Origin of the sequence: Bacillus sp. FCW2, assembly GCF_021228595.1 — a bacterium.
GTDB classification, from domain to species: domain Bacteria; phylum Bacillota; class Bacilli; order Bacillales; family Bacillaceae; genus Bacillus; species Bacillus velezensis.
Genome location: NZ_CP089436.1, coordinates 4,061,568 through 4,085,025, shown reverse-complemented (window position 1 = coordinate 4,085,025; position 23,458 = coordinate 4,061,568). Strand labels below are relative to the sequence as shown.

Sequence of the window (23,458 nt, the reverse complement as noted above, 5' to 3'; positions counted from 1 at the left end):
GATCTGTTTGAGCCGGACACCCGTTTTCCCGCCGGGCAAGTCTTCGGCGGCAAGTGTAACGGCGGCCCGGGCCATTTCTAAAGCAGCCGTGCCCGGAAGCACCGGTTTTCCATTGACGATATGATCGGCAAAAAACGGTTCATGCCCTGAGAAAACAGAAGTAAAACGCTGGGCGATAAAGGTCGATGTATTCGCATGGAGCAGCGGGTGGAGCTTTTCGCGTTCAGCTGAATTCCGGCTTTCAAGCTCTCTCTGAAGACGATCGGACGCCCAATACGTCTGCCTGGCAAACGGGTAACCCGGCAGATTGCCGATTCGCGGCAAAGGTCCGCCATAAAGCAAGTCCCCTTCGATTTCATAACCTTGACAATAAAAATCTGCCAGCACGCATAACAGCTCCTGATATTTTCTATGGTCAGAATATGAGGCGCTGCACTTGCCGAGCACTTCTATTATGTGCTCCTGAATATGCTGACGGCCTGCAAAGTGTTGCGGTACTTTTCCCGAAAACACATAAGGATGATGTTCATTAAGCTTTGCCTGCTTCCATACATACACTGCGTCATCAGCATCTTGCACTACGATGGCGGCGCGATGGTTAAAGTGATGCCGTCCTTTTAACAACGTATAGCTGAGCTGGGCTAGATCATTTTCTTTCAGTCCGCCATTTTCCGCCCAAGTGATCATATCTTCGATTTTTTCCTGAAGGGCCTCCTTTGTTTTTGCAGACAAAGTCAGTAAATATGCAGGGGCATCCGGATGAGGTGAAGCGCTGCGCTTATAGCTTTCCATAACGATATGGGCATTTGTTCCGCTCATCCCGAATGCGCTGACTGCCCCCATTCGGTTTTTACCCGGCAGAGAAGGCCACGCTTTACCCGTTTTATTCACATAAAAAGGACTCTTCTCCCAGTTGATATAGCGGTTTTCCCCGCTGCAATGCAGACTGGCGGGAATCATTTCACGGGAGAACGCCTGTAAAAGACTGATCAAACTGACAATGCCTGACGCGGCAAACGTGTGGCCGATATTGGTTTTAATTGATGTGAGCGCGCAAAAAGCTTCTTCGTTTGTATAGGCAGAAAATGCGTCATAAAGCGCGTTAATTTCCACCGGATCACCGAGTTTTGTACCTGTACCGTGTGTGACGATATATTCGATATCTTCAGGGTTGATACGCCCCCGGTCATAAACGGAAGTAAGCAGCCGGGTCTGCGCGACGCCGCTCGGAGCGGTAATTCCGTTTGTTTTCCCATCATAATTGATGCCGCTCGCCCGAATCACCCCGTAAATCGGATCACCATCTTTTTCCGCCTCTCTCAGCGGCTTAAGAACAACCGCCGCGGCCGCTTCCCCCGGAACCATGCCGTCAGCCCTTTTATCAAACGCGAAGCATTTCCCGTTTTCCGACAGCATTCCGGCTTTATCTATCGTTTCAAAAAAGTCCGGGGTATTCATGATATTCACCCCGGCCGCAACAGCTGTTGTGCACTCTTTATTCTGCAGGCTTAATACCGCCTGATGGACAGAAACGAGCCCCGAAGAACATGCTGTATTTATCGCCATCACAGGACCGGATAAATTCAAGTGATAAGCCAGCCGCGCCGCCAAAATACCGTTATGATGAGACGTGACATTGCCTTTGTCCCGTGTTAAAAGGTGATAATCTCCTTCTTCCGCCCCCACAAACATACCGATCGTCTGCTGCCTGATGTGACTGGCGCCGTAGCCGGCGTCCTCAAGGGCCCTCCACGCTTCCTGAAGAAGCAGCCGCTGCTTCGGATCCATCGTTTCAGCTTCCCTCGGCGATATTTCAAAAAATAAAGGGTCGAATTCGTCCGCCCCCGGGACAGCGCCGAGTTTCCATTTTGAACTTGTGAAGCCTTTTTTTGCGACCGGTGCGACAACGTCCTTTTCCTGAAACAGAATGTCCCACAGCTCGTCCGCCGTGCGCGCCTGAGGAAATCGGCCGCTCATGCCGATAATGGCAATGGAATCAGCTGCCTGACTGCCCTCGGTTCCGGCATTCAGCTTATTTCTTCCCCTCTGCTTCTTTCGCTTTTCCGTTCCTGCCTTTTCAAAGACAGATTGATCTGCGGACTCAGGTTTCTTTTCTTCATAGACATGCTCCATGACGGACTTGTGTTCCGTCAGAAAATAGCAGACGACCTTCTCCAGTGTGGAATGACCGAAAAACAGGGCCGGTGTCACTTCAATTCCGTAGTGAGCGGACAAAGAAGAGGCGAATTCCGCCAAACTGATAGAATCAAAGCCGAAATCAGCCAGATTGTCAGCGTCCGTCAGTCTGTTCTTGTCTATTTTCAAAAGCCCCGCCGCCAGTTCTTTCACATCCCAGCTTACGCATTCTTCCAGCGTGAAGCCTTTCATTTCACTCCGCCTTCCTGAAAACGGGATGTTCCTGTTTTCAGAACCCGAAATCGGCCGTTCGCCTTGATCTATCTGCAGGAAGCGTTTGGCCCTCGACGGAAAACCGGCCAGGACGAGATACTGGCTGGACGGCTGGACCAACAATGTTTCAAAAGCTTCGAGTCCTTCCTCTGTGTATAAATAACGCTGTCCGCTTGATTTTAAATACATATCGGTGCTTTCCGCCGTGCCGACATGCATCCCCCCTTCTTTCCAAAGCGGCCAATTGATTGCAAGTGACTTGCCGCTTCTGAGTCCGAGGCTCACAAGTTTATCCCGGTGACGGACAAAAGCCATTTGGAAGCGGTTCCCCATTGCGTAGTCACAAGAACCGAAGTCTCCTAAAATCGCTGAAGAAGAAGAGAAACAACAGAAGAAGTCAAGCGGCTCCCGTGACAGAACCTGATCTAACACCGCGGTGCCGTCCGCTTTTGGCGATAAGACTTGCTGAAAGGTTTGCAGATCTTTCTCCAGAATGCTTTCAGTGCCTTGAAGACCTGCAGCGTGAATGACACCGTGAATCGGCCCGCATCCTTTCTCTTTCGCTTCTTGCAAACCTTTCTCCATCTGAGCTTGATCTGCGGCATCCGCCTGCACGTAAAACACCTTGGCGCCTGATTCTTCCAATCTCTTTATCTTGTTCAGCACCGGGCCGTCTGCCGCTGATCTCCCCGTCAAAATGAGCGTAACCGGTCCTTTTTCAGCGAAATATCCGGCAAATAACAAGCCTAAACCCCCGCATCCGCCGGTAATCAAGTACGTTTTTCCGCTTTTTATCACACGCTTCTCAACAGGGGCAATATCCGTCTGCTTCATTTCCATGACGTGACGAATTTCCCCACTGTACATGACACTGCGGAACGACTCGCTGTGAAGTTCTTCACATACGTTATGGATCAGTTTTTCTAACGGTCCTTTTTGTTCAAAATAAACCGCGGCCGTATCCGTCTCCGGCAAGATCAGTTTCAGCGACCGTTCCAGCCCGATCCATGACTCGGCGTAACTGATATCGGTATCGGTCCCGCACTGAGCGGAAAGAAGGATTCGCCTCGGTTTAGAACGCAAAGAAGCAGCTGCGCGGATCACATGATACAGAATGGAATAGTCTTTCACGGCCTTTGCATCTTCAAGCGGCCATCCATATAAAACGGCATCCGCTTTGCCTGCAGCCGTTTCAATATGCCGAAACGTTTCTTGATATGCTTGTCCGTCAGTGATTTTAATTTGATAATGCGTGTTTGAAAGCTTTTGAGTTTCCTCACCCTGTGAAATAAAAAACACGCCGGCTCCCGGATAAAGGGATTGTAAAGACTGATAAGCATGCTTTCTGGCAGCTTCTCCCGTAAGAAAACAGATGACCGTTTTCAGCTCTTCATGAATGGATTTCTTCAGAGGCTGCTGCGTCCATATTTCTTCAAATATCATCATCTCGGATTGTTCCTCTTGCCCGTGATCCTGCTGAGACGGGTGTCTCATTCTTATCCCTTTGATTTCTGCGCAGACAGTGCCGGTTTCGTCACAAAATTGAATGTCACAGCCGGTTTGATTCTTTTTATTAATGTACATCCACATGCCGGATGAGCACGGACGCATGACGCGCAGTTCTTCAACCGTTTCAGGCACGATATGGACTGACGGCTCCGTTTTTGCCAGGACATGAAAAGCTGCGTCCAGAAATTCCGGCGGCAGATGATATCCCGGATTACAGCCGCTTTCATCTATAAGAGCAAGCTTCGCCCAAACCGCATTTTCTCCCGCATAAAGCTTTTCAACGGTGCGGAACTCCTTACTGATCGTTACACCTGACGTGCCTGGTGTTTCATAATCGAATGACAGCAAGCGGCAGTCTTTTTGTAAGGAGGCAATATCAAGCACGTGGGATGGCTGTATGTTCCCTTGCCCGATGATTCCATAATGATGCAGCTTCTCTTCGTCACTGTATATTTCATAATGGATGCCTTCCTCGTCTTCAGACAGAAGGGAGAGATTGACGCCCGCACCGTGATGTCCGCTGGTAATCGGGTCAGTCCATGCCGCTGTTCGGATCCATATCTCTTTTTCTTCAGAGCTGTCTGCCGCATGATGATAAGCCGCAAGCGCCATTTCTAAATAAACGGCTGCCGACAGAACCCGCTCCCCTCTCACATTCTGGAAAACGTGTTCCCGGCCTGTAAAAGAAGTATGATAGCTTTGTTCCGCCAAGGTTGACGTATTTTCATGCAGGAAAGGATGCACATATTCAGTTGTTCCTGTTTTTGGTTCTGCCCGCTTCATCCAGTAGCTTTCTTTTGCAAATGGATAAGACGGCAGACTGATACGATGCGGCAGCGCCCCTTTATATAAAGATGCCCAATCGACGGGCGTCCCGTGAACCCAGGCATTCAAAAGACTGTCAAATTGATGTTTTTCCATCCAATCACTGACTGTGCCTTCCGTCTCCGTGACAGCACTATCACTCCGGCCTGTAAACACCCCGCTTACGGAACCAGCATTATTCAGAAAAGCAGTCAGCTTCTGTTCCAATTCAGAAACAGAGTCCGCTCCCATCGCCAGCCGTTCTTCCATCGGGACCCTGCCGACTTGAAGGGTAAATGCCGCGTCAAGCAGGTTCGCATCTGTAATTGTTCCGTTTCCGGCGGCATCCGACAGCAACAGAGCCCGCTCGCGCAAGCGGTCTTTATCTTTTGCCGATAAAACAAAAAGTGCCGGACGGCCGGAGTCTGCCGAAGTCATTTCAGCCGGTTCATACTCTTCTATCAGCAAGTGGGCATTTGCACCGCCCGCTCCGAAAGAAGATGTACCCGCGATTCTCGGATATTCCCGTGTTACTCCTTCAGATTCTATGACCGGCCGTCTCCATTCCGCCGTTTCCTGCTGCACGATAAAAGGAGAAGTTTCAAAATTAATTTCCGGGTTCAGCTGCTTTGAATGCAGCGACGGCACCAGATATCCGTGTTTCATCTGAAGAAGAATTTTGGTGACCGCAGCAATGCCCGCCGCACTTTCCAGGTGTCCGATATTGGATTTAACAGAACCGATGGAACAAAATTGCTTTGCATCCGTATAGCGTCGGAAAGCCTTGGTTAACCCTGCGATTTCAATCGGATCTCCCAAGGAAGTGCCGGTGCCGTGGGCTTCCAGATAGCTGATTGCTCTCGGGTCAATACCTGCCCGCTCCATCGCCTCTGCGATCACTTCTCCTTGTGCATTCGGATTCGGAACGGTGAACCCGTTCGTTTTGCCGCCGGCGTTCAGAGCGCTTCCTTTAATGACACCGTATATATGATCATGATCTTCAACAGCCTTCTTCAACGGCTTTAACACGATACAGCCGACGCCCTCTCCGTCAACAAACCCGTCAGCCTTATCACCGAACGCTTTGCACGCGTTTGACGGTGACAGCATTCTCATAGAAGAAAGTCCGATATAATGAACCGGATCTGTAATCAGGTTTACGCCGCCGGCAATCGCGCATTCAGATGCACCTGTTCTGATGCTTTCTGCGGCGAGATGAATGGCGGTTAAGGATGAGGAGCATGCGGTATCGACCGCGATGCTCGGACCGTGAAAATCAAACACATAGGATACGCGGTTCGGGATAAAGTGGTAGTGGGCTCCTGTCGGATAGTTGCCGTTCATGACACCCGCAAAGACACCAACCTTTTTACCGGCGCATAGTGAATCAGGGGTATATCCGGCATCCTCAAGGGCCGCATAAGCGGTTTCCAGAAACAGTCTCTCCTGCGGGTCCATGCGCTCCGCTTCTTTCGGGGAGATTTTAAAAAACAGCGGATCAAATTTATCAATATCTGTTAAAAATCCGCCCCACTTTGTATACATCCGGCCTTCCTTACCTTTTGTCTCATCATAGTAGTCCTGCCAATCCCAGCGGTCTTTCGGAATTTCGGTGATTCCGTGTTCACCGGTCTTTAACCGTTCCCAGAACTCATTAACATTTTCAGCTCCGGGATACCGTCCGGCAAGACCGACAATGGCCACTTCAAGGTGTTTTGACGGCGGTTCGGAAGCGGGCGGCGCTTTTTCAGAAAAAGATGCCGCTTGGCGCTTCGCCAATCCGGCGCTTTTTTTGCGGCTTTGCTTTTTCTGTAATGTGTGCGGCGCTTTTTCGGCTTCTTTATTTGTCTTGAAAATCCCAGCCATATCATCCTGTCTTGAGCTGACGAGATATTCCGCTAATCCGCCGATTGTCGGATACTCGAAGAACAAAGTGCTGCTGATATCAGGTATGTCTTCCCGCACGCGGTTAGTCAGCTGTACGATTAAGATGGAATCGATTCCGTATTCTTCAAGGGGCGTATGGGCTTGAACGTCCTCAATCGGCATCTTTAAGATGGCGCTGACGATCTGTTTCAGATACTCTGTGCTTTTTTCAAGCAAAGAGCCGGATGATACCGCTTCAATATGACGGACTTCTTCAGAAAATCGCGCATGCAGTTCGCGCTCCTTCGTTTCAGCCAAGTATGCGGCAAGCTCTTCTATCGTCCGGTATTCAAAAAACAGCGTGCTGCTGATATCAGGGACGAGATCCCGCAGCTCATTCGTCAGCTGAACGATCAGAATAGAGTCAATGCCGTATTCATCCAGAGGAGCCAGCGGATTTATCTCTTCTGCCGGCATTTTTAATACGTTTGCCGCAGCCTTTATCAGAAAAGCCGCTGTCTTTTCCGAAAGCCCCTCTCCCGCTTGTTTGATGGGGAGCTGACGATCAGAGGATGTTTGCGGTACGTTTGATTGGCGCTTTTGCGCGGTGTAAGCTTCCCTGCTCTGCCTGATGACTCCGTTGCTTTTCGCCGTGATAATCTGCTGGGTGTGCAGACGTTCGTTTTCAGCCGGAAATTGAACGGAATGAAAGCCTTCAGCCATTAAAACGGATTTCCATGTTTCCGGATAAAGACCGGGGCACCCCGGAATCCGCAGCGCCTCGTCTTCGTACAGCCACCAGCCCTCTAATAAGCCGAATGTAACATGTGTAAACGGCGTATGCCCGCCCAGTTCATTAACGAGCAGCAAACCGTCCTTTTTCAATACGGCTTTTGCTGTCCGTAAGGTTTTCCGGATATTTTTGGTGGCATGCAGCACGTTTGCGGCGATAGCGATATCGTAGGTTCTCAGATGGAATCCCTGGCCCGCCGCAGGCTGCTCCACATTAAACAGCTGATACGTCAAATACGGATTGTCCGCGCCGTATTCCTTTTCGGCATGCATTAAAAAAGCTTTTGACAAGTCGGTATAACAGTATTCCTGAATATGGTTTTGATAGGGGCGGAGCTTTTTAAAGAGTGTGCTGCTCGTTCCGCCGGTGCCCGCTCCGATCTCCAGCAGACGGATGTTTGCCTCAGGATTGTTTTTAATTACATTTTCCACATAAATACACGCTTCATTTGCCAGCACATCGTTGTAATAATCAGCGAGAATGTTATGCTTATAGATTCCTTCAACAAGCTCCATTGAAGAATCGGGAAACATCACGTCCGTGGCTTTTATTTTGCCTGTTAAAATGTCAGGCAAAGCTTGAATGACGGTATCCGCCAGCAGAGCCTGCGCTTTCATATCCGGATCTTTCAGCCATTCGTTTTTCTTCTTATGCCACTCTTCCCAAACCGCGGACGTTTCACCGCTTTTAAAATCGCTGTCTAAAAGACGGTTGCTTTCTTCCAGCCAGCGCTCATATAAAGGCAGACAGGAAGCCGCCGGCGCTTCGCCGGTCAGACCCATTGAACGCAGCGTCACCCGCAATACTTGCAGCAAAAGCCGATTCAATTCTTTCATTTGATTGCTTATTTCTGTTCTTAAGGATAACTGTGTACGGTCTTTTTGTTTGTCTCCCTTACCCAAAACCTTATCCTCCTAAGAAAATTAAATTTGCTCCGTCATTTTGACAGGCAATCAGATAGTCACAAATTCATGAGGGCTCATTCCCTCGATCGGAATCGGCTTGGTCAGCTTCATCAGCCCCATGCGGGAGATCGGCTGCGTCAGCAGAGTTTCCAGCGCCTGCATCCCTTCCGCCCGGCTGATCAGCCCGAGACCGATTGCACTCAGTCTGTCAAACTCTTCAGAAATGTGATTGTCAGCCCGCTCCCAATAACCCCAGTTCATCACTTTGACCGGGCATGACAGCCGTCCGGAAAGCTCATGGGCAAATGCGTCTTTAAATGCGCACCCCGCCGCATAATGACTTTGATTCGGATTCTTAATATACGAAATAACCGAAGAGAAAAAGAGAATAAAGTCCAAAGACTCTTTCGCAAATACTTCGGCAATGTTGACGGAGATATCCACTTTCGCCGCAAGGCCGGCGTGAAACTGTGATTCTTCCATATCTTTTACGCTTTCATTCGCAAATACCATCGCTGAATGAACGACACCGCTGATGGTGCCGTATGTGTTTTTAATCTGTTCATAGGCGCGCTGAAGCGATGGAAGATCAGAAGCATCTGCGGCTATATATTCGGGAGCCGGGCCTGATGGCCGGTACCGGTCTATTTTTTGGCGTATCCGGCTGTCCAGCGGCCGCCTCCCGATCCAGACGACTCGGGCTTTATACGTCGTCACTATATAATCTGTCCAAACCTCGCCGATGCCTCCCGCACCGCCGATGATGACATATACGCCTCCATAGCGGTAAGGAACACTTTCAGACGGCCCGCTTTGGACCGGAAGCAATTGAGGCCTGTACCATTCCTGATGTCTGCGCACCCATGCTTTACCCGTACGGTCGCGGGGCAGGCTGAATATGTCTTCTGCGGGGAAACCCCCCCCGTCTTCAAGATCGGCCAGACGGATGTGCCAGCTCGGATGCTCTTTAGCGAGAGACCCGACGAAACCGTGCACACTGGAATGAGCGGGACGCACCTCATCATATTGGGTGATAGGCTGTGCTTGGTGCGTAATCACCGTCATCCCGAGCTGCTCTTTTCCATATCCGAGACCGATAAGAGCTTTGGCCGCTCTGAAAATTTGCAGCACCCCGCTTTTTTGATCATGGCTGTCAGAATCAGCCGGCTGAGGGGCAAACCAGATCATATGCTGAATCTCACCGAGACGGCGGAGCCGATCAGATATCACTTCAACGGAAGCACTTTGGCCGATATCAAATCGCACAGCTTTAGGAAACAATCGTAAAACCGCGTCCGCCTGCCCATCTGTACCGCCTATGATGACAGCTTTTGCTTCAGAAATGGGGAAGCCGGTTTGGTTGTCTATCGGTTCCGCGTCCCATACCTGCATCAGTTTGACGGCTCCGGTAAGGTTACCCGGCAGATCGTATTGCTTATTATCGGTTACGGCCGGCGCACTTTCGGCCATCCGGGCAGAAAATCCTTTTATCCTTACACACACATTGCCGCGTTCATCACATATATCAATGTCCATTCTTCGCACGGCCGGTGTTTCATGCGTCACAAATACGGCCGCCCACATGTTTGGACTGCACGGATGAAAAACGGTCAGTTCATGCAATTCAAAAGGCATTAACGGCTGCTCCGGATAACCCGCTTTATCTTTATTCATAACGCCGATGGCCGCCTGAAAAGCAGAATCTATCAGACTCGGATGGAGCACAAACTGTTCGGCCTCATCAGAAACGGAAGCAGGGAGCACCAATTTAGCCAAGGCTTCTTTTTCCCCGCAATAAATGTGATCAATTCCTTGATGTGAAGGTCCGTATACAATTTCCGCCTTTGCAAACGCCGCATAGCAGTCTTCTTTTGACAGCACTTTTTTGCGGCATCGCGCTTTCAGCTGTTCAATATGCAAAACCGGCGCCTCAGACAGCGGCTCAATCACAGCACTGCCTTCACAATAAATGTCTGAATCGTTTTCATTGCTGTACACTTGAAATGAAACATTGCCGTTATCCTCCAAGGAAAGCCCTGTCGTCATACGCAGCGGCTCTTTTTTGTGAACGGCCTGGCGTATCCAGCTGATATACCGCAGCGAAATGCCGGTTTTAGCCGTGTATTCAGCGGCTAACGGCGCGGCAGCCAGTTCAGCCGCGGCTCTCGCCATTTCAAGATAAGCCGCCCCGGGGAGAACACGCTTGTTTCGGACGATATGATCAGCTAAGAAGAATTCATCTCCGTTCAGTATCGTACTGAATTTTTGTTCTAACAAATCTGATGTATTGCGGTGAAGCAGCGGGTGAAGCCTGCTTTCTGTATTTACGGAAGTGACGGTATGATCGGGCTCCGGTATCCAATATCGTTCCTTTGCAAACGGATACGTCGGCAGACTCATCCTGCGCGGTTTCTCCTCCTGATACAGCCGCGTCCAATCTATCTCAAATCCTTTTGACCACAGCTCCGCAAGTTTTTTGTAAGTGCCGCTGTCCATCCATTTTCGGATCAGCTCCTCCGTATCCTGATCATCGTTCAGGAAACCCCTGATTTCCGTTCCGCTATCAGACCGCCCTTGAAAGCAGCCGTCAATCTGCCGTTTTCGTTCTGTAAATTCGGTTAATTTCCTGATCAGGTCCGCTTGATCGTTCACTAAAAAAACAAGCCGTTCTTCCATTGCCAGCCGTCCCGTTTGCAGCGTATACGCCAGTGACCGCAGGGAAAAAGGTTCAACAGGCTGCTTATCTAAACCGGACTGGCCGAAAAGACCGGAAAGAATATCCTTATGTTTCTCATCGTTTGTAAGACATTCTGCTAAAGTCCGGACGGAAGTATGCTGTATGAGATCAGTCATGTCTATTGCCAGCCCGTATTGATCCGTCATCAGCTCAGCAAACTGTGTCAGCTGCATGACATCCAAGCCGAATTCCTTCCAATCCTGTTCATCATCTACCGAGCCGGCCTCTACATGCAGAACATCCGCCAGAACACTGCGCAACGCATTTTCCAGCTGATTTTGCATTGTATCTATTTTGTCAGGAAGCGGCCCGCTTCCTTCAGGCGCTTTATCTTTGAGAAACATCAGCAGGCGGGCAGCGTATTCCTTCAGCCGCTCCGGATTTTTCGCTGACAGAGGCACGATATACGGTCGCTCTTGGTTCTCCGTAATAGCGGGGCTTTTGGGCCTGTACTCTTCTAAAATGAGATGAACGTTTGAACCCGTCGCCCCGAATGAACTGATGCCCGCGCGTCTCGGACAGGCATGTTCACGGCCGTTCTCTGTATACGCCGGCCTTTTCCATGGCTCGGTTTTTTGCTGCACGTAAAATGGCGAGTCCTCTAAACGGAGATACGGATTAATCGTCTCTGAGTGTAAAGAAGGGACAAGCGTTTTGTGAAACAGCTGCAAAACCGTTTTATGAAGCCCGCTGATCCCGGCGGCTGATTCCGCATGTCCGATATTCGATTTAACGGAACCGATCGCACAAAATTGCCGATCCTCCGTAAACGTGCGGTAAGCTTTAACAAGACCTTGTATTTCAATCGGATCTCCTAAAGAAGTTCCGGTTCCGTGCGCTTCCACATAAGAAATCGTCCGGGGATCGATCCCCGTCTTTTCAAGACATTCAGCTATCATATCCCCCTGCGCCACGGGGCTCGGCACGGTAATCCCGCTGACTGTCCCCACGTGATTGACGGCGCTGCCTTTTATCACCGCATAAATATGATCTTTATCTTCTTCGGCCTTGTGAAGCGGCTTCAGCAGCACGGCTCCGATGCCGTCAGCTGAGACATAGCCTGTGCCTCCTTCGCCGAACGTGCGGCACAGTCCGTCACTCGAATGCATATCCATCAAGCCGTATGTGATATATTTTGTCGGGTGCAATGATAAATTGACGCCTCCGGCAAGAGCTGCTTCACATTCACCGCGTCTCAGACTTTCCGCCGCCATATGGACGGCCGTCAGAGATGACGAACACACCGTGTCAACCGCCATGCTCGGCCCGTGAAAATTGCAAAAATATGAAACACGGTTTGCGATCGGCGCATAGTTCAAGGGATAAGGAAAGACCAGCCCTTTGGCCGCAGCTTCAGCGCCGGCGAGAGAATAATCCATATGCATCACCCCGGCAAACACACCGACGTTCATTCTCTTATTCGGCCCTTTCGGCTGAACGATTGTTTCCGGGGTGTAGCCCGCATCCTCAATCGTTTCCCAGCATGTTTCTAAAAACAATCGTTCTTGCGGATCTTTAGCTTCTGCCTCCCGCGGAGAAATCCGGAAAAATTTTGCGTCAAAACAATCCGGATCGTCTATAAAACCGCCCCATTTGGAAATCGGCTTGCCGGACGGCGATCGCAAATGCTCATATGTCCTCGTATCCCAGCGGGAACGAGGCACTTCCGTTACGCTGTTTTCTCCATTTTTTAGATTTGTCCAAAATTCACGAAGATTTTTGGCGCCGGGGTACCGTCCCGCCATCCCGACGATCGCAATATCTCCATTCTGCGTTCCGGCTGACGCCGACTTTTTCACGCGGATTTGGGTCGTCCTCTTTTTTTCCCGGGGCAAAGGCTCAGCACTTGAATGCCCGCTTTGAGCATGGCCGAAACCGGCTCCGTAATGTTCGCACAAATATCCCGCCAATTCCGCGATTGTCGTGTATTCAAATAACAGCGTCGGCAGTAGCTGCGTTCCGATTTTTTGTTCAATTTCCTTCACCATGTCCAACAGCCCCGGAGAATCCAGCCCCATTTCATAGTAGCCGATATCCGGGTCAATCTCTTTCACAGGTTTGTTCAATCGGGCGGCAAGCAATTCTTTTAAATAAAGGATGCACTGTTCAGTAAGGCCGGCGGAAGCCTCCGCACGGCGGGGCTCAGAAGGCGCCGGTTCCGCTTGCGGAGCCGGGACGGCATTCCGCCCGTCAGGTTCTTTCTTTTGCCGTTTCTGATTGATCAGTTCCGGGTCCCTCACCAGTTTATTGGCGAAGTTTTTCAGTTCGCCGACTTTTCTGCCTTCCTCATTGAAAAACTCCATTGTCACGTAAACGAGATCTTTCTTACGGGTGACGGATTCTTTTTTTATCTTGGTGATACATGTTGTCTGCAGCAATTCGGCGCAATAAAACGATTCATAAAACAGCGGCAGAAATAATTGCCCCTCCTCCCTCGTCAAAGGAGCGAGATATACATTGGAGCCGATGCTGCTCGCATCTATCAATGCGGGATGAAACATCGCCTCTTCTGCATGTTCCAGCTGATCCTTTTGCACCGACAGATCAATATAAATCTCTTTTTCAGTTTGGTAGACGCTTCCGCAGCCTTTCATCATTCCTGAATGAACCAGTTCTTGATCCCTGCATTCCGTGTAAATGTCCTCAAGCGGTATTTCTGCCGCCGTTTGTTTTACGGCATCCATCCGGACGCTCTCTTGGAAGCCGGCGGGCTTGACGGAATGCATTTGCGCCGCGGCATATACCTTTGTCTCTGCTGCTTCGTCACCTTGTTTTTGCCCTTTCACCTCTACCTTCCACTGCTCTTCGCCGTTCTCTGTACAGTCAACGGAAAGCAGGATTGATTCTCCCTGTTCAGGAGCTAAAGGGTGAAAAATCGATAAGTGCCTGAGTTCAAGGCCGGCATGAAAAAAACCGTTTTCTCTGAAAGTCTGATAGATCAGGTCAATATAAGCCAGACCCGGCAGCAGTTCCTTTCCATAGGCTTTATGATGTTTCAGAACGGGATGCTGATTGTTAATAAGAAGCTGCTCTTGCATATGAACTTCCTCCATATCGACGTTCAATTTTCAGCGCAATCAGTAAGTCTTCATTTGTTTCCAAAACGTATTCGGGCGGGACTTATGTGCTTTTTCATGCAGGCTTTCGGCTTTGTCCGGACGAATGGGCCGGCGTTTTAATTCCTGTCTCGGCAAAGGCTTTCTGACCGGGGTATACGCCTCTTGCTCCCAGGCTTCCACTATGACATGGGCATTCGTCCCTCCGTCAGCGAAGCTGCTGACGGCGGCAATCCGCGGTGAATCCGTCCATTCACGCAGCGCGTGCGAAAAATAAAACGGCGAGGCGGACAGATCGTAATGCGTCATCGGCTCTTTGCCGGAAAGGAAAGGCACACGTTTTCGGCGCGAGAGCATAAGCACTGTTTTAATGAAACCGGCAATCCCTTCAGCACATAACGGGTGTCCGATATTCGGCTTCATCGACCCCAATTCGCAAGGCGCGCTGTTTTGCATACGGTATACCGCTTCAATCGCCCTCAGCTCCAAAAGATCCGTTACTTCAGAGCCAGAACCGTTTGCTTCAATGTAGCTGATATCCTCCGCTTTTCTGCCGCTTTTGGCAAGCGCCTTGGCCATCACTTCTTTCTGCGCCTGTATATTCGGTGTGGCAGGCCCCGCGGTTCTGCCGTCATTGTTTACGGAAATGCCTTTAATGACCGCATGAATCCGGTCCCCGTCTTTTACAGCCTGGGCCGCTGTTTTTAAATACACCATTCCGACGCCTTCTCCCAATACGATGCCGCCGGTGCGGCGGTCAAAAATATGAAACGCAGGCTCTTCACTTAACAAATTGCGGAGTTCGAACATCCGGTGGGTTTGACCGGATTCCAGCAGACTGACTCCCCCGACCACCGCTGAGTCGATTTCACCGCAAGAAAGCGCCTGTATCGCCATATTCATACCGACAAGCGCTGAAGAACAGGCCGTATCCAAAACAAGACTCGGCCCCTTCAAATCAAAGAACTGAGAAAGATTGGCCGCTAAGTAATTCGGGCCGGCGGCGACTATCGGATTTTTTGCATGCTTCAGACGGTTTTCGTCAGGCATACTGCCCCCGCGTCCTCCTAAATAGACACCGGCTGACCTGCCTTTCATTTCTTGTAACGAGTAACCGCTGTCTCTGAACAGATGAAGCGCCTCTTCTAATAAAAGAAAGGACTGGATATCCATTGCCTTGATGTCTTCTTCGGGAATAAGGAAAAACTCCGGGTCAAAATGCGTTACATTTTTTAAAAGGCCCGCATAATCCGCCTTCTCCGTTTTCCAGCGCTCTTTCGGCACCCTTTGAATGGCTGACGTTCCTTCAGACAGCAGCTTCCAATAAGCTTCAATTGATTCAGCTCCCGGAAAACGGCAGGACATTCCGACAACAGCGATATCTTGCGCCGCTGCACCGCCAGAAGGCTGAATGACAGCGGCTGCCGTTTGTTTGGGAACGTCCGGGATTACAGGCTGAACCGGTTTTGAAACGGCAGCTTTGATTTCCGGATATGCTGTTTCAAGCCATCCGGCCAGCGCAGCAACCGTAGGGTATTCATACAGCACCGCCGGGTCAAGGTCAGCTTTGATCCTCTTTCCGATCGCTCTGGACACTTGGGCAAGCATGATGGAATCGGCTCCGTAATCTTGAAACGGTGTATCAGATTCAAATCTTGACGGCTCCAGTCTTAATTCCCGGCAGCAAATGCCCGTCAGCCACTCCTCAACGCTTTCTGTATCGGCCTGTTCCTGCTGCTTTGTTTCAGTAAGGCCGGATGAAAGCAGCAGACGGTCAGGCTCCCATTTTTCCGGGTGAATGACGGCCGGCATAATAATAGACCCGCAATCGCCTGCCATAATGGCATCAAACAGGCTCAGCCCTTCTCTGTCAGTGATGCTCTTTAAACCGCTTTTCTGATAGGCCCGGCTTTTTGATTCGCCCATACCCGTTTCTTTCCAGCTCGGCCATTGGATGCTCAGCACCGGAAAACCTTTTGCGGCCGCAAAATAATCCATATAGGCGTTAGCCATGGCATAATCGCTTTGTCCCGATCCTAATTCCGGCACCACGCCGGACACTGAAGAAAACAGCGCAAAAAACCGGAGAGGCTCCTTGTGCAGCGCTTGATACAAAAGGTCCAGTCCGTCTGTTTTAGGCTCAAGCACGGTCATCATCTGTTCTCTTGTTTTGCGGATAAAGGCCGGATGATCGAGATCTACGGCTCCCGCCGCGTGTATCACGCCTCCTATCGGCCCCATCTTCTCTTTCACCCGGCTGACGGCCTGCTCATATTCAGGGCCGGAAGATACAGACAGCACTTCCGTTCGGACACCTTTTTGTTCGAGCTCTCTGATTCTTCTCACTTTATCGGAAAACGGGGAATTCCGTTTGACATGATCATCCCACTCCGCTTTCGGAGGCATTGTTTCTTTTCCGGTAAGCACGAGTTTCGTGACTCCGTATCGTTCGGCAAAATGCCGGGCGAATAAATATCCGAGTCCCCGGGTTCCTCCGGTGATCCAGAGCACATGGTCTTTCGGAAATGAAAATTCTTTTTCTGCTAAGCTGTTTGTTTCCTTTAACCGCGCGTGATAGCGCACACCGTTTTGGTAACACACTTCGATGTCTTCAGAATCGCGAAAAAACTCCTCTGCGATCTGGTTTGCCAGCTCAGGATCTTCGGCAGTCTGTTCTGCATCCATATGCCGCGAGCGAATATCCTTATACTCACTTTGGAGCATCCGGTACAATCCGGCCTTTTTCGCACCTGAGAGATTTATCGTTTCATTTGCAAAAGGTTCAAGCCCCTTTGTCACACAAAGCAGCTGAAGCTTTCGGCCGCGGTTTCTGTTGTCAATGAGAGACTGCAGACGATGAATCCAGCCGTCATCATGATTGATTTCCGTCCCGCATCCGGTCACATCAATCAGACCGCCAAACCGGGCCGCGTCCCCGGATATTTCCGGTGATGCAGCGTCAATGATTTCAGACTCGGGGAAATAACGGGACAGCTCAACGGCCAAATTTCCTGTCTGGTGATCGGCGGCTATTCCGATGACGCCCCGCACTTCCTTAACCGGAACACTGCTGCTTTCTGCCCAGCTTTTCTGTAAAAAGCGGATTTCACGAAATGTTTCAGAATGTGTTTCAGCATCACGAACATTGTCCGGCGCTGCATCGTCCGGCCAATACCGATCCTTTATAAATGGATAACCGGGAAGGCTGATGCGATGCGGCAGGCTGCCGTTATAAAGCTCTGACCAATCAATCTTCAGCCCTTTTACCCAAAGTTCCAGAAGCTTCGCGAATTTTTTTCGTTTCATCCATTTACGGACGGCTTCCTGCATATCTTCATCCTTAAAAACGGCTAGAATGTCTTTATACTGTTTGCTTTTCCCTCTGAAGCAGCCGTCTGTCCCGCCGTCAATAAAACGCTGCAGTTTTTCCGCTAACTGCTCTGTCGACGTCACAATAAATGCCGCACGTTCTTCCATCGCTTCTCTTCCGGTTTGAAGGGTGTAAGCCGCATCCCGGAGGCTGCGGTCTGTGACGTCATTTTTTCTGATCGCTTGAAGAAGCTGCTGCGCCCGCTGCTTCAGGCTGGCCTCCTGTTTGCCGGATAATAAAATGACTGCGGGATCTTCATCTGTGAATGGCTCAGAAATCTCCCTATCAGGTTCAATATATTCTTCTATCAATATGTGGGCATTTGCCCCGCCCGCGCCAAAAGAAGAGATTCCCGCGATTCTCGGAATCTCCTTTTGCGCTCCGTTTTCCTCAATGACCGGCCGCTTCCAGTCTGCCAATTCACGCTGCACCACAAACGGCGTCCGGTCAAATGCAATATTCGGATTCAATTTTCGGCAATGTAATGAGGGGGCAAGCTTTCGTTTTTGAAACTGGAGCAGTAGTTTCGTTACACCGGCAATGCCTGCCGCCGCTTCCAAATGCCCGATATTGGATTTAACTGAGCTGATGGCGCAAAAGCCTTTATCTGACGTTTTCGTTTGAAATGCGCGGGTCAAACCGTCAATTTCGATCGGATCTCCGAGTTCAGTGCCCGTGCCGTGGGCTTCGATACAGCTGATCATCCGCGGATGTATTCCTGATTTTTCAAGCGCGCCGGAAATCACGTCAGCCTGGGCGCTCGGACTCGGCACTGTATACCCGTTTGTTCTGCCGCCGTGATTGATATGAGTGCCGCGAATCACCCCGTAAATACGGTCCTTATCAGCTATCGCTTTTGACAGCGGCTTTAACAGCACGGCTCCGACGCCTTCCCCGGGAACAAATCCGTCCCCGCCTTCACCGAAACTTTTGCACGTTCCGTCTTTTGAAAGCATTCGATAGGCGCTGAGCTCCGCATAAGCCGAAGGATGCGTATACACATTCACACCGCCGGCAATCGCCATGTCGCATTCGCCGCGAAGGATGTTTTCACACGCTTCATGAATTGCAGTCAGAGAAGACGAGCACATCGTGTCGACCGGCATGCTCGGCCCTTTCAGATTAAGAAAATAGGAAACTCTGTTGGCCGCTGAACTGAACGACGTTTTCGGCTGCAGGGCGCCGCCGTTTTTCCAGTACATTCCGTACCCGTTTTTCGTAATGCCCGCAAAAACGCCGACCCGGCCGTTATACAGATTCTCAAGCTGTTCCTTCGTATAACCGGCATCCTCCATCACCTGCCAGCACATTTCAATAAAGAGACGCTCCTGCGGGTCCATATTCAAAGCATCACGGGGTGAAATTTGAAAAAACAGCGGATCAAAGAAAGCGGCATCTTTCAGAAACCCGCCCCGCTTACTGTAACTTTTCCCTTCTTTCACGGCCGCTTCGGGAACAGGGTTGTAGTACTTGTCCTTTTCCCAGCGCTCTTCGGGAATTTCCGTCACACAGTCTTTTCCGGCTGCTAAGTTATCCCAGTACGCTTCAAGTGTTTCAGCTTGCGGATAACGTCCGCTGACTCCGATAATCGCAATCCCTTCTTTTGTCTGGTTCTCATTGGAAAAAGAAGGCCGTTTCTTTCGCTTGATAAACGACGGAAGCACCGGAAAATCTTCATTTGCCAAAACCTGTTCTGATATGCCTGAACGGTGCTCATCATCATTTGTCCATTTTCGGCATTCTTTTGGATAATCAGTAACAAAGTGAGCTGCCAGGGAGCCCAGTGTCTTATATTCGTAAAAAACCGTTTTGGAAAGGTCACCGAAAAGCAGAGACAATTCGCGATTCAATTTCGTCACAGTGACTGAGTCGATTCCGTAGGTTTCCAGCGGCTCTTCAGTATCTATGTTGGAAACAGCAATTTTTGTAGTCAGGGCAAAAAGCGTTTTGAGCTGAAGAAGCGTTTGTTCATACAAACGTTCACTGCGGTGTTCGGCACTGATTTTTCCGGAAGCGCCCGTCTTGATGACAGGCTGCAGCTTCAACCCCGACAGGGAAGCCCATATTTTTCCTTCTTCGTCACATAAATCAATATAAAAACTCCCCGCCTTTTCTTGTATCTCGGCCCATACCTTGTCAGGACAAGATTCATAAAACAAAAGCTCGTCCAAAGAAACCGGGGCGAGCGTTTTATATTCTTTGTCGCCAAGCAGCGCGCATGCCTCTGTCACACTTTGCATCACACAGGGAGGGAGGCCGAATCGGGCGGATTCTTTTTGGTTTGTCAATGGGATTGATATGTCTGCCAGCATCCGTCCGGCTGAGGCGTAAATACGCTCAATTCCTTTCATGTGCTCACTGTATTGAACGGTGTCGTTCTGAGTGATGGCTTCAATTTGCTGCTGATCCATCAGGAAGCCGCTGTTTTCCTTCAAGCGGCTGATATCCAGCATGCCGGGCGCAGCATCAACTGGCTGAATCGTCCCTTGGCTGTACACATCATGATAACTGTAATCGGCAGAAAATGGATTATAAATCTCAAACCTTTTGGCTTCACCCTCTGCGGGTATCAGCCTGATTTCGATATGGAACGGCTCAGCCTCAGTCAGAATGGGCTTTGACCACACGATATGCGTCAGCCGGACAGCCTCAGTCTCCTTTACTGTCAAAACAGCCGCAGCTCTCGCCATTTCCAAAAGAAGTTCTCCGGGCATAAGCTTTTTACGCTGTAAAGAAACATCAGCGAGAAAAAATTCCCGGCCGCTGAAAGCTGCCGAGAATCCCTGTCCCGTTTCATCGGAAATATGCTGCTGAGCAAGCGGATGAAGGGATGCCGCTTGGCGAAGTCCCATCCGCATATCATAATCGCGCAAAATGCCGATCGCATCCTGTTTTGTCATTTTTTTATTTTTGACGTCAGAAAAAACCCGGTGCAGAAACTCTTTCATATGGTTTCCTCCATTACGCTAATCCCTGTAAAAACCGATCGTTCTTTTTACAGCGGCTTCTATGCTTATTTCGTTTTTCTCCAATTCATCTAGCAGGCGCTCATAAGACTCAAGCGGGGACGTATCAGTCTCATAAGTCTCCCGGTGCCTTATATGCTGCGCTCTGTGCGGTATCCAGCAATGTGTTTTCGCAAAAGGATAGACGGGCAGGCTGACTTTTTTTGGCCTTTCGTCCGGATATAATTTATTCCAGTCGACATGTAAACCTTGCACCCATAATTTTGCAAGCATTGCATACTTTCCTGCTTCCATCCATTGATCTACGGTCCCGCTCATTTCTGCGTTGTCCGTCATCTCTGTAAACAGCTGTTTCATCGCTTTGTTCCGGCCTGTAAAGAAATTCTGCCCCGTCTCCTTGCCGCTGAGGAAATCATTCAGCGCGTTCGTAAGCTCTTCTTTTGTTTCAGCAATGACGGCAAGGCGCTCTTCCATTTCATCCCGGCCAAGCTGAAGCGTATAAGCGATACCCGCAAGAGCTCCGTCAGCTGAATGTGACTTTTCCAAATATCTGCGCAGCTGTTCCGCACGTTCCTTCAGCTGTTCCGCCGTCTTTGCCGAGAGAATGAATAAGGACGGCTGAAGTTCACCGGACGTCCATTGTTTCTCTTCAACAGGAGAAACATATTCTTCGAGCACGACATGAGCATTGACACCGCCAAATCCGAACGAGCTGACACCCGCTCTCCGCGGCAGTTCATTTCCGCTATCATCAGTCGCCGCTTTCCACGGCTGAGTGTCGCGGACGAAATAAAACGGGCTGCCGTCGAGGCTGATATACGGATTAACGGTTTCACAATGCAGGCTTTTAACGAGCGTTTTGTGCTGCATCTGCAAAATAATTTTTAAAAGCCCGGCCATGCCGGCGGCAAGCTCTGTGTGGCCGATATTCGTTTTGACGGAACCGAGGCCGCAATGAGGCTGATCGGGCGCCGTTACTCCGGCTTTCTGATAAAGCGCTGCAAAAGCCGCTTTGAGTCCGTTGATTTCTATCGGATCTCCAAGCGCCGTTCCCGTGCCGTGGGCTTCAATATAACTCACTGTACGGGGGTCGATGTTCGCTTGCTGATACGCTTTTATCATGACTTCTGTCTGTGCTTTCGGATTCGGCGATGTAAGGGAAGCCGCCCTTCCGCCATGATTTTCCGCCGTTCCGCGAATAACGGCATAAATACGGTCGCCGTCACGTTCCGCATCGGATAATGTTTTCAAAACAATCATGCCGGCACCTTCAGCTCTGACATACCCGTCCGCTTGATCGGAAAATGTTTTGCAGCGCCCGTCTTCACTGAGCATTCCCGCTTTATTAAAGCTGATATGCATATCCGGCGACACAATGGCATTGACGCCTCCTGCAATCGCGATGCCGCAGTCTCCGGCCTGAATTGCCCTGACCGCACGGTGAACAGCGACCAATGAGCTTGAACAGGCGGTTTCGATCGGTTCGCTCGGCCCATGTATATTCAGAAAATAGCTCATGCGGTTCGGACCGATTGACGGAACCGTTCCGGCGGCGGAAGAACCCTCAATCTCTATATGGAACTTTGAAGCTTCCTGGGCGTAACCGCTGTTTGTCGTGCCTGCAAAAATGCCTGTATTTGTACCTGACAGGCTTTTGGCAGAGCAGCCGGCATCTTCAATCGCTTTCCATACATGCATCATTAAAAGTCTTTGCTGAGGATCCATCATTTCGGCTTCATGCGGAGAAATACCGAAAAATAAAGGATCAAATTGAGCGGTTTCATCAATGAAGCCGCCCCACTTTACATTGCTCGCATTTTTATCTTTCTGCGGATCTCCGTAATACTGTCTCCAGTCCCAGCGCTCCGGCGGTATTTCAGAAATGCAGTCCTTTTCTCCGGCTAAATTCTCCCAAAACATTTCCGGATTTTCAGCCATTGGAAATGCACAGCTGATTCCGATTATCGCCACGGGCTCAGGTGCAGCGGCGGTTTTTGTTTTAGGAAGGCGGGACGGAATCGAGAATGGCTCCGTCTTCATTTTTTTACGCACAACCGGTTTCTCCGTTTCTGTTTCTGCCTGTGAGCCGAATGTATCCGGATGTTCCGTCAGCAAGTATTGGGCAAAACTAAAGACTGTCGGGTATTCAAAAAATACGGCCGGTGTCAGTTCAAGCCCATACGTTTTATTTAGTTCATTTGCAAACTGCGTGAATGAAACCGAATCAAAGCCATAATCTCTCATCTCTGATTCAGCATCTATCTCGTCTTCTTTCACCTTCAGAATGCCTGATATCATATGTTTGAGTTCCGCTTGTACTTTATTCGGCATATGGACGGGCGTCTTCCTTGACACATGAATGCGATTGGACGGTTCCGGCGTTTCAGGCATCAGGTTTTTTCGAATCCGTTTTTCGTCGCCCTCTGCCACCATGACCTGGTGTTCTCCGGAGGCAAAAGCGGCGTAAAGCGCCTGGATGCCTGAGGCTGATCGCATGGCTTTCATTCCGGTCTGTTCGTACATCAGCCGTTCTGTCTCTTTGTCCACACGCATACCGCCTTCTTCCCAAAGCGGCCAGTTGACGGACAGGGTCTGCCCGCTCCGCTTGTTGTCCCGCACGAGACGGTTTCGGCGGGCTGCATAAACATCCATAAATGCGTTGGCTGCCGCATAACCGGCCTGCCCCGGATTTCCCATGCCTCCCGCCAAGGAAGAAAACAGAATGAAAAAGTCCAGCCGCACATCTTTCGCTGCTTCATCAAGATTGATAAGCCCTTTCACCTTCGGCGCCATGACGGTCTTCCGTTCGTTTTCTGTCTGGTTCAGAATGTAGTTGTCAGCGATCACGCCTGCGCCGTGAATGATCCCGTCGAGTGTTCCATGCTCCTCCTGTATGCCGCGGACGAGGGCGGTGACCGCCGCCCTGTCTGTCACGTCAACCGGTTGATAAAATACGCGGGCACCCGACGCTTCCAAGCGCCGTAAGCGGGCGGAGCGGTCTTCATCAAGCGCTTCCGCCCTCCCCGTTAATACGAGGACGGCG

The 23,458-nt window shown here is 50.3% G+C and carries 4 protein-coding genes; all 4 read right to left on the bottom strand.

The genetic code is table 11. From position 1 onward, the window contains the following. A partial coding sequence (locus K3G25_RS20295; protein ID WP_232489497.1) for an SDR family NAD(P)-dependent oxidoreductase occupies positions 1 to 8,283 on the bottom strand: 8,283 nt, incomplete at its 3' end. 51 nt (positions 8,284 to 8,334) lie between these two features. After that, on the bottom strand, positions 8,335 to 14,061 hold the full coding sequence (locus K3G25_RS20290; protein WP_232489496.1) for a type I polyketide synthase: 5,727 nt from the start codon (positions 14,059 to 14,061) through the stop codon (positions 8,335 to 8,337). A 39-nt stretch (positions 14,062 to 14,100) separates the two neighbouring features. Beyond that, a complete protein-coding gene (locus K3G25_RS20285; RefSeq protein ID WP_232489495.1) occupies positions 14,101 to 20,397 on the bottom strand; it encodes a type I polyketide synthase in 6,297 nt (2,098 codons plus the stop codon). An 18-nt stretch (positions 20,398 to 20,415) separates the two neighbouring features. After that, on the bottom strand, positions 20,416 to 23,458 hold a 3,043-nt coding region (locus K3G25_RS20280; protein ID WP_232489494.1), incomplete at its 5' end, for a type I polyketide synthase.